The organism is Moritella sp. (assembly GCF_033791185.1).
Classification (GTDB): Bacteria; Pseudomonadota; Gammaproteobacteria; order Enterobacterales; family Moritellaceae; genus Moritella.
In genome coordinates, this window is the sequence record NZ_JASJHF010000156.1 from 1 (window position 1) to 8,354 (window position 8,354).

Below are 8,354 nucleotides of genomic sequence, written 5' to 3' on the forward strand. Positions count from 1 at the left end.
AACCTCTGGCATGTCTTTTGATAATTTAGAATAACTCGATATCTATCTTAAGACAGATGTAGAGCTTAGCCGCCAGAATCACATCACATTAATCGCGTTTGACGGTACCGTGTTAGCCGATAGTGATATTTCATTACTTGAAGTAAAGAAAATTGAAAACCACTTAAACAGAAAAGAAGTTATCGATGCTAAAAATATCGGCCATGGTACAACAACACGCTTTAGTACCAGTCGTTTTAAAGAACTGCTTTATTCAGCCAGTTCATTCTCTTATCAAGGCAAAGACTATATTCTTCGCGTTGCGACACCGTTAACCCGTATCAGTGCGATGGCGAATGAATTAATGACTATCTTGATTTATTTAATGATCATCAGCCTTATTTTAGTGACGTTTTCGACGCTGCTAAGCAGTAAGTTAATGAACCAACAAGTGCAAGCAGAGAAAGATCAACAAGAAAGCAAAATTGAACAGCGAACCCTAGAAATTGAATTATTACGTCGTCTTACCAATATGCTGGCAGCCTGTAATTCGATTGATGAAGCGCAGATGATTGTCGAAGATATCATCCCGCGTATTTTAGGCGATGTGAACGGTGTTGTGTCGCTGATCCGTTCATCTCGAAATCAGCTATTAGTTAAACTGGATTGGGGTGGCGCTTGGCCTGGTAGTAAAACCTACGCACCTGAAGAATGCTGGGCACTGCGTAAAGGTAAGTTCCATCTTGCGAATGATAAATATACCACATTGCCTTGCCCACATATGGCCGAAGTGCATTCAGAACATGCTGACCAGACGTTATGTATCCCACTTGTTGCTCACGGTAATACGATTGGCATGATGCACCTGTACTCAGGTGACAAAGATTTAGATAACGAAGTGCAGCAACTTGCCTTTACCGTTGCAGAACATTTAGGTCTGGCGCTTGCGAACCTGAACATTCAAGAGAAACTGCGTGAACAAGCAATTAGTGACCCACTAACAGGCTTATATAACCGTCGTTACTACGAAGAAACAATTAACCAAGAATTAATGAGAGCAAAACGTTATAAACAAGAACTTTCGCTGTTGATGCTCGATCTCGACCACTTCAAACGCTTTAATGATAATTATGGTCATGATGCGGGTGATTATGTGCTTAAAACAATAGGCTCATTACTACTCGAGTCAATGCGCGGTGAAGATACTATCTGTCGTCTTGGGGGGGAAGAGTTCATTATCGTGTTACCTGGTACAGGAATCGAAGCAGCAAGACAAATAGCAAATGGCTTATGTAAATCAATTAACGATTTGCATCTTGCCATGAAAGACTTATCTTTGGGTAAATTAAGTGTTTCAATCGGTATTTCAACCTATCCGATTAACGGTATGAAAAAGGATGAACTGACTAAGCTCTCTGATATTGCCTTATATGAAGCAAAAGAGCGCGGTCGTAACCAATCTTGCCATTACAGTGATTTAATCATCACCAGCGAAGACGCGATTATTGTAACTGAAAAAAATATCAAACAAGATATCGGCACAGATGATACATCATCTGATTTAAGGGTTGTCAGCAGTTAACCTTACAGCACTGATATGATCAATCCAATCGTCAATGCAGGATCTTCGGATCCTCCATTGTTCTTCGCTTTACAAGCCTGCCACCAAAATCCTTGATTAACAACTTTTTATCGGTTCATTTTATAACTTAAACTGTGTTTCACCATCGGCCATTCATGATCGATAATCGAGAACACCACAGTATCGCGGTAACAACCATCTTTATCTTTTTTATGATTACGTAGCACCCCATCCTGCTTCGCGCCTAAACGGGCTATCGCTGTACGTGATACATGATTATGCCAATGGGTTCTTAACTCTGTTGCAATCACATTTAAGCTTTCAAATGCGTGCTGAAGTAATAAGTATTTACACTCAGTATTAATACCTGTTTTTTGATAGCGCTTTGCATACCAAGTATAACCAATTTCAACGCGATCATTTTCTGCTGTAATCTCACATAAACGCGTCGAACCAATAATATCGCCCGTTTTATTATCAATAACAGCGAATGGTAATGCTTTGCCGAGTGAATGCTCGTTAAGGGCTTTATCAATATAGTCATCGATAGTGTCCGCTGACGGTACGCTGGTAAACCATAAGTCCCACAAATCACCGTCTGCAGCTGCTTCAATCAATGCCGCGGCATGCTTTCGCTGTAATGGGATTAATGTAATTTTACTACCAACAAGTGTCGTTTCTTCTAACCAAGTATCACTATTCATGCCTTATGCTCCTCTCGCGACTCAAATCTAACCATAGGTTTGTTATTAACTTACTTTAAAACCATAAGAAACGAAAGAAATACTAATTTATAGGTACTAAGGTTTATATTGTAGGGCACAATTGTAGCGTGATTAAGGGGGTAATAATTAAACTTAATCTAAGTATTAACCAGCATGACAAATTCTATGTAGTAGAGAATGATATCGTGGTCGATACTTGGAATAATACTGACTAAATCAACAAAACGAATAAAGTGTTGTACCAATTCGACTTGCCGTTCCTCCCACTTTGACACTTGTTATTTTAGAGCCGCTTAACTCTACAGATGCCGTTAACATAGACGCACAACCCATCGCTCGCCCCTGTTCTACAACATAGTGATAATCTAAAGGAAGATGTTCAGCAAAATAGCAAGCAAGCGCACCTGTCGCACTACCTGTTGCTGACTCTTCAGGTATACCAAACAATGGCGCAAAGTTACGGCAGCAGGCTGTAATTTCGCTACCTGATCCGCAAAGCTCAAACACATGAAAACCAACGACGTCATGTTTATGACAAAAATCAGCAATCGCAGCATCGTTAGGTATTATTGAATCTAAATAGCCTGCGGGTACCGGGATGATGACATCAGCTAACCCCGTTGATATGACTTCAATTGGTAACTGAGTAGTTGCTAAAATCGCGCTATCGATACCAATCACATCTGAAATATCTTGATGGGTGAATTTACCCAGTTTTTGAGGCAATTGTAGATCCATAGTCACGTGACCAGTCGGCTCGACAACAACAGCCAGTAATCCAGCTTTGGTTTTTTGGGTATAACGCCCTGCGACAACGATCCTCTCTTGGAATAGCGTCGAGAACACTGCTAATGTGGCGTGACCACAAAAATCAACCTCACCGGTGGTGGTAAAAAATGAAACTTCAAAACCTACATCGTCATCATGGCAAACAAACGCGGTTTCAGAATAACCTACCGCTTGGGCAATGCTCAGCTTTTGTTCATCCGATAACACATCAGCATTAAGAACAACACCAGCGGGATTACCACCAGCGCCATTGGAAGTAAATGAATTGACGAGTATAACTTCTATGTCCATTAGGATCCCTTTCTGGGTGCATCAATTATCGCAACACTTACGCCATACCCACATAACCCGGTGTTGATTTTATTCGCTGACACCAGTGTTTAATTGCGGGGTAATTGTTTAAATCAAAACCACCTTCGTCTGCAACATGGGTATAGGCATACAATGAGATATCAGCAATGGTCATCGCATTCCCAACGAGGTAATCACACTGCTGTAATTGATTTTCCATTAGTTGCAGGGCTTTATTACCACCCGATTGTAGCGTCTGGTATTCGACTTATCTTTCTCTTGGCCTACCTAAATATTTTTCAATAAAACGGGCAACCGCGATAAATGGTTCATGACTGTATTGTTCAAAGAAAAGCCATTCATATACTTTGGCTTTCTGATAATTATCAATCGGTAGGAAATTGGTATTTTCGGCAAAATACCCCAAAATAGCATTAGACTCACAAAGACATCGTCCATCGTCTAACTCTACTGTCGGGATCTTCCCATTGGGATTTTTAGACAAAAAGTCATTGGTTTTAGTTTCATTGTTCAGAATGTTCAAATGAATCCATTCATGCTCAATGTTTAAATAAGATAGTAACAACTTAACTTTTAAGCAGTTCCCTGATTGTAAATCACCATATACTTTCATTTCGCCCTCCTTGACGGTCTACTTAACTACTCATCTATACCTAAAGACCAAACTGCAAATTCAAGCAAGCTAGCTCATATCTGATGCGTTCGGTTCTGGTAATATAGGTTCAGCACTGTCCATATACGTTAAATATTGTGACCACAGCTCGTAGGTACGCTGCTGGGTGAGTTTAGTGCGACAACTTAACGTCATCACCACGCGCATGGTTCCATCTCTAAACATGGTAAACACCGAGTCACACTGTGATTTACTATAAGACTGCCATGCGGATTGAGCAATATTAATCGACTCGACAACGTTCGTATCTGCAGTATATTGAGCAATACTTTTATTCAAATAACGCAGCATCTGCGCTTCCGCTTTATCTAACTCCACTTTCGCACAGTAATTTATCTCTAATGTGTTAAACGCTTTATCGCAGTCTACCGAGGTCGCCATCGCCGTAAAACTACAGACGCTCATGATTAAAAATGTAATTATCTTTAGCATTATAAAGTCAGCCTAGATGTGAATAAGCTGACAATATAACGGTATCTTATAATTAATCCAACTATTCTATTAACTGGTTTGATTAGTTTAGTATTCTAGGCTAAGTGTTATTAACACCATTTAATAGCAATAATAAAAAAGGCAACGCGTTTGCGCTGCCTTAATCATTTATTCATCAGCTGCTACTCGTTGCAACAGCAGCTTAATATCATGGATAACGTTTCCATACCGAAGAGTTATTACTTGGCTCCTCACCTTTTGTCCACCACGCTGCTTGCCATGTTTGACTATTAAAAATCACATCATCACCGCCATTATAGGCCTTCTGTACAGACCATGCTTGGGTAGCAGCCTCCGGATCATTTAACTGCCAAACATCTGAATTACTAGGCTCATTACCTTTCGTCCACCACTTCGCAACCCATTGCTTGCCATCATAACGAACTTCGTCACCGCCAATGTAAACATCCTCGGCATCCCACGTATCAGGTTTTACATCCGGATCAACTGTACCGCCCTCTTCAATGTCTGCTCCCGGTGTTGATGGTAACTTACTAGCACCACCATCCTCTGTTGGGGGCGTCGTTGGGATTGTCGGTGTACCAGGTTGACTTGGGATGACAGTTCCATCTGTAGGCTGAATGTTTAACGTCACCCATGCAAGATTAGAAATATTACCTGCTTTATCCTTTATACGATAAGAAAAACGGTCTGAGTCAGTTTCGCTACCATCATGATGATAAGTGAAATTACCCGCCGTATCATATTCAACAATACCGTGCAGTGGCTGTTCTCTCACTGAAATACTTGATGCATCAGTACCTGATTCACTGTCAATATCATTCACACTCGGGTTAATCTGAATAATATTACCTTGCTTGACAGTAAACTCATCTGCTTTTGCAAATGGTGCGCTTGTGTCTTGAGAAGGATCCATTATCGTGATATTGATATTGCCATAACCCGACACAGATCCCCTACCCAACAGATCGAGCACTTCATATTTAGTCTTGTCAGTTTCGCTATTGCTACCATCATGCGTATACGTAATTGTACCATCGCTATTCTGCATAATCGTGCCATGAGCTGGTCTTTCCCAACGGTCTAGTTCCAAAGTGTCGTAATCTATAGCAACAGAATATACTGCATCATTGGCGAGAATATCAATAACAGCGGACTCACCAACACCAACATTGGCACTGTCATGATTAATAGCAAGACCATAGTCTTTACTAGAGCCTATGGATTGGTGTGTATCAACCTCAATATCTACATAAACAATTTCAGATTCATTCCCTGCTTTATCTTTAACAGTAAAGCCAACACGATCAGTTAACAGTGCCTGATTATTGTGACGGTATGTCAGCATACCATCTGAATTGGCCACTACAATACCTGCAGTTGGCTTCACAACAACCTTAAGGCTCGCCACATCGATACCACTTTCATCCTCAAAGATATCATTCAGAACGGATAATCGACTGGTATTAAGATGTTTAGCTGCAGCCTTAATATCTGCGACCACAGGTGCTGTGGTATCCTCCCCTTCAAAGGGTGGAGTAACGGGTTTATCAAGATAAAGAGTTCCATCTCTCTGATGTTGACGGAGAATGTTATGCATTACTCCCCACTGAAAACCGAAAAGTTTCGACTGACGATGTCCTGTTTTCATTAGATTTAAATCTTGATTTAAAATATCGTCATACCCAGAGTAATGCCACAAATTAATCATATGACCAAGTTCATGTGCTAATGTATCGGCTGCAGGAAAGCTACTGCAAACACGATCGACTCGTTTATAACCATAACGAGCTTGTTCACCACCAAATCCGCCACCAGAGCTACCAGCTCCATTACCGCACCTTATCTTTGAAGGATTTTTCACGTCTGCAATTGTAAACAGGTTATCATAGTAATATTTGTCATTATCTAACGGTATAGAGTCCGCCTCACCATAACTATTATTGTCTCCATTCAAGTCCCATTCATAAGTTTGAACCCCCAAATCAAAAAGTTCGACCTTAATATTCAGAGGTTCATAGATACGATGAATATGTTCATTGATTCCACGATACCAGCTGTCAAATATCGGTTCGCCTGGGTAAGCAACGTAACGATAAGATACTGGAATAGTAAAAGGTTTATATGAACGCAATATTATTTTATCGACAATAGTATCGTCTGTTTTCAATACTACCGCTGTTTTCCCTTCTGCTGTCGCTTTAATAACAAGCTTATCGCGCAGAGCCCCACGCTCAACAATTAGATCCGCAATCGTGTCATCAAGTAACTGATAAGAAATAAGTGTGTCGATATCACCATGGTTAACCCACAGCACTTCGGCTGGACCTGACGGGTCAATCAATTTTTCTGGCGCCGGTGTTGCCCAACCCGGATCAAATGCGAGTTTATTATTAACATCATTTTCAATCGTTAACGGATATTCGTTCCATTCAACGCTTGCATATGCACGTAACCATAGTGGGTTATCAACTTCCTGACCTTGACCTCCCTGCGATGAGATAACAGCATTGCCAAGCGCACTTTCTCCATCAAGCAAATGCAAGCGGAGGTCTTCCGAACCTTCATTAACATCAATGACTATTGTATATTGTTTACCGGCAGTCAAAAAAACAGGACTGCTAAATTCAACAACCTTCATTGCCATTGGACTATCAGGTCGGGTGCGCTTATTAAGCCCTGAATCATTTATTCTCTTTAAGATGAGTGGCTGTCGGTGCACCATGTCACCTGTCTCAGCATCAATGATCGTCAGCTGAGCATCATTTTCACCCCCTGTATATACATAAACGCCCGCAACAGTCAAGTAATCAACAGGAATGACATCTGATGCTAACGGTTCCGTTTTTGTAATCAGCAAATTTTGACTAATCGAGTCACCGGGCTTTAATACCATATACGGGTCAATAAGAGAGAAATCATCTTCAGCCACAGAGAAGTAATGTAAAATCTCTTTTTTTTCCACACTCTGTAACGATGAGTTTACAGACAAATTATCAGCGAAAGTCATAGGCGAACATAACGTCGCGAGGCTTAAAGCAATCGCACATGCTAGTGGCGTTTTTATTCGTTTCATAAACATCCTTTTAAATTTTGATTACGATCCCTCTTATTGTTTATGATTGAAGTTTTGACATCTACAGGACAAATTAATCTCAGACCTTAATACAATGCCTAGTACACACTCTCCTAATTAACATAACAGCAAGTAATTTAGGACGTGACAAATAATAAGCTTAATCAACCGGAATCCGTCCCCATCCTTCCATTAGAATACGTGCACTGCGGCTCATACAGGCTTTGTTTACCGTCCACTCTCAGTTAACCAAACTAGCCTCTGCGCCAACCCGTAATGTCCCAGAAGGGTGACCAAAGTTCACCGCATTACGAGCGCCACCGCCCGCAGCTAAATTCACTAGCGTACCAGGCACAGCGGCAGCAGCACCAATGGCAACCGCAGCGGTGCCCATCATGGCGTGATGTAATTTCCCCATCGACAATGCCCTTACCGATAAATCAATCTCATTGGCGGTGATAGCCTTATCACTTGAGATGACCTGTGGATTCAATGACAACGGCAAGCAATCCTGCTTTGGTTTTTTGGGTATAACGCCCTGCGACAACGATCCCCTCTTGGAATAGCGTCGAGAACACTGCTAATGTGGCGTGACCACAAAAATCAACCTCACCGGTGGTGGTAAAAAATGAAACCTCAAAATCTACATCGTCATCATGGCAAACAAACGCGGTTTCAGAATAACCTACCGCTTGGGCAATGCTCAGCTTTTGTTCATCCGATAACACATCAGCATTAAGAACAACACCAGCGGGATTACCACCA

General features: G+C 41.3%; 6 protein-coding genes and 2 pseudogenes. 1 reads left to right on the forward strand and 7 read right to left on the reverse strand.

What is annotated here, in order from left to right; all coding sequences use genetic code 11:
- Window positions 1-109 precede the first annotated feature (109 nt).
- Window positions 110-1,561 (forward strand): sensor domain-containing diguanylate cyclase, encoded by a 1,452-nt coding sequence (locus QNK26_RS09345; RefSeq protein ID WP_319222437.1) that lies wholly within the window; start codon window positions 110-112, stop codon window positions 1,559-1,561.
- Window positions 1,562-1,668: 107 nt separating this feature from the next.
- Here the strand turns inward: QNK26_RS09345 and QNK26_RS09350 are convergent, their stop codons facing one another.
- The 7 genes and pseudogenes from QNK26_RS09350 to QNK26_RS09380 form a co-directional block, all read right to left on the reverse strand.
- Window positions 1,669-2,265 (reverse strand): GNAT family protein, encoded by a 597-nt coding sequence (locus tag QNK26_RS09350; RefSeq protein WP_319222438.1) that lies wholly within the window; start codon window positions 2,263-2,265, stop codon window positions 1,669-1,671.
- A 237-nt stretch (window positions 2,266-2,502) separates the two neighbouring features.
- The gene (locus QNK26_RS09355; RefSeq protein WP_319222439.1) at window positions 2,503-3,366 is read right to left on the reverse strand and encodes a PhzF family phenazine biosynthesis protein; all 864 of its coding nucleotides are present in this window, start codon (window positions 3,364-3,366) and stop codon (window positions 2,503-2,505) included.
- 37 nt (window positions 3,367-3,403) lie between these two features.
- Window positions 3,404-4,000: pseudogene (locus QNK26_RS09360) on the reverse strand (glutathione S-transferase family protein).
- A 69-nt stretch (window positions 4,001-4,069) separates the two neighbouring features.
- Window positions 4,070-4,492, reverse strand: coding sequence for a lysozyme inhibitor LprI family protein (locus QNK26_RS09365; RefSeq protein WP_319222441.1), 423 nt, complete (start codon window positions 4,490-4,492; stop codon window positions 4,070-4,072).
- 208 nt (window positions 4,493-4,700) lie between these two features.
- Window positions 4,701-7,589, reverse strand: coding sequence for an Ig-like domain-containing protein (locus QNK26_RS09370; RefSeq protein WP_319222442.1), 2,889 nt, complete (start codon window positions 7,587-7,589; stop codon window positions 4,701-4,703).
- A 160-nt stretch (window positions 7,590-7,749) separates the two neighbouring features.
- Window positions 7,750-8,070, reverse strand: a pseudogene (locus QNK26_RS09375) (PrpF domain-containing protein); the annotation flags it as partial.
- Entirely contained in the window at window positions 8,057-8,317 is a 261-nt protein-coding gene (locus tag QNK26_RS09380) for a PhzF family phenazine biosynthesis protein (protein WP_319222444.1), read from the reverse strand. The gene QNK26_RS09380 and the pseudogene QNK26_RS09375, both read right to left, overlap by 14 nt.
- Window positions 8,318-8,354: the final 37 nt, after the last annotated feature.

Bases quoted from the DNA above. Each gene is read 5' to 3' on its own strand.
- QNK26_RS09350 (WP_319222438.1), bottom strand. From the start codon at position 2,265: ATGAATAGTGATACTTGGTTAGAAGAAACGACACTTGTTGGTAGTAAA.
- QNK26_RS09355 (WP_319222439.1), bottom strand. From the start codon at position 3,366: ATGGACATAGAAGTTATACTCGTCAATTCATTTACTTCCAATGGCGCT.
- QNK26_RS09365 (WP_319222441.1), bottom strand. From the start codon at position 4,492: ATGCTAAAGATAATTACATTTTTAATCATGAGCGTCTGTAGTTTTACG.
- QNK26_RS09370 (WP_319222442.1), bottom strand. From the start codon at position 7,589: ATGAAACGAATAAAAACGCCACTAGCATGTGCGATTGCTTTAAGCCTC.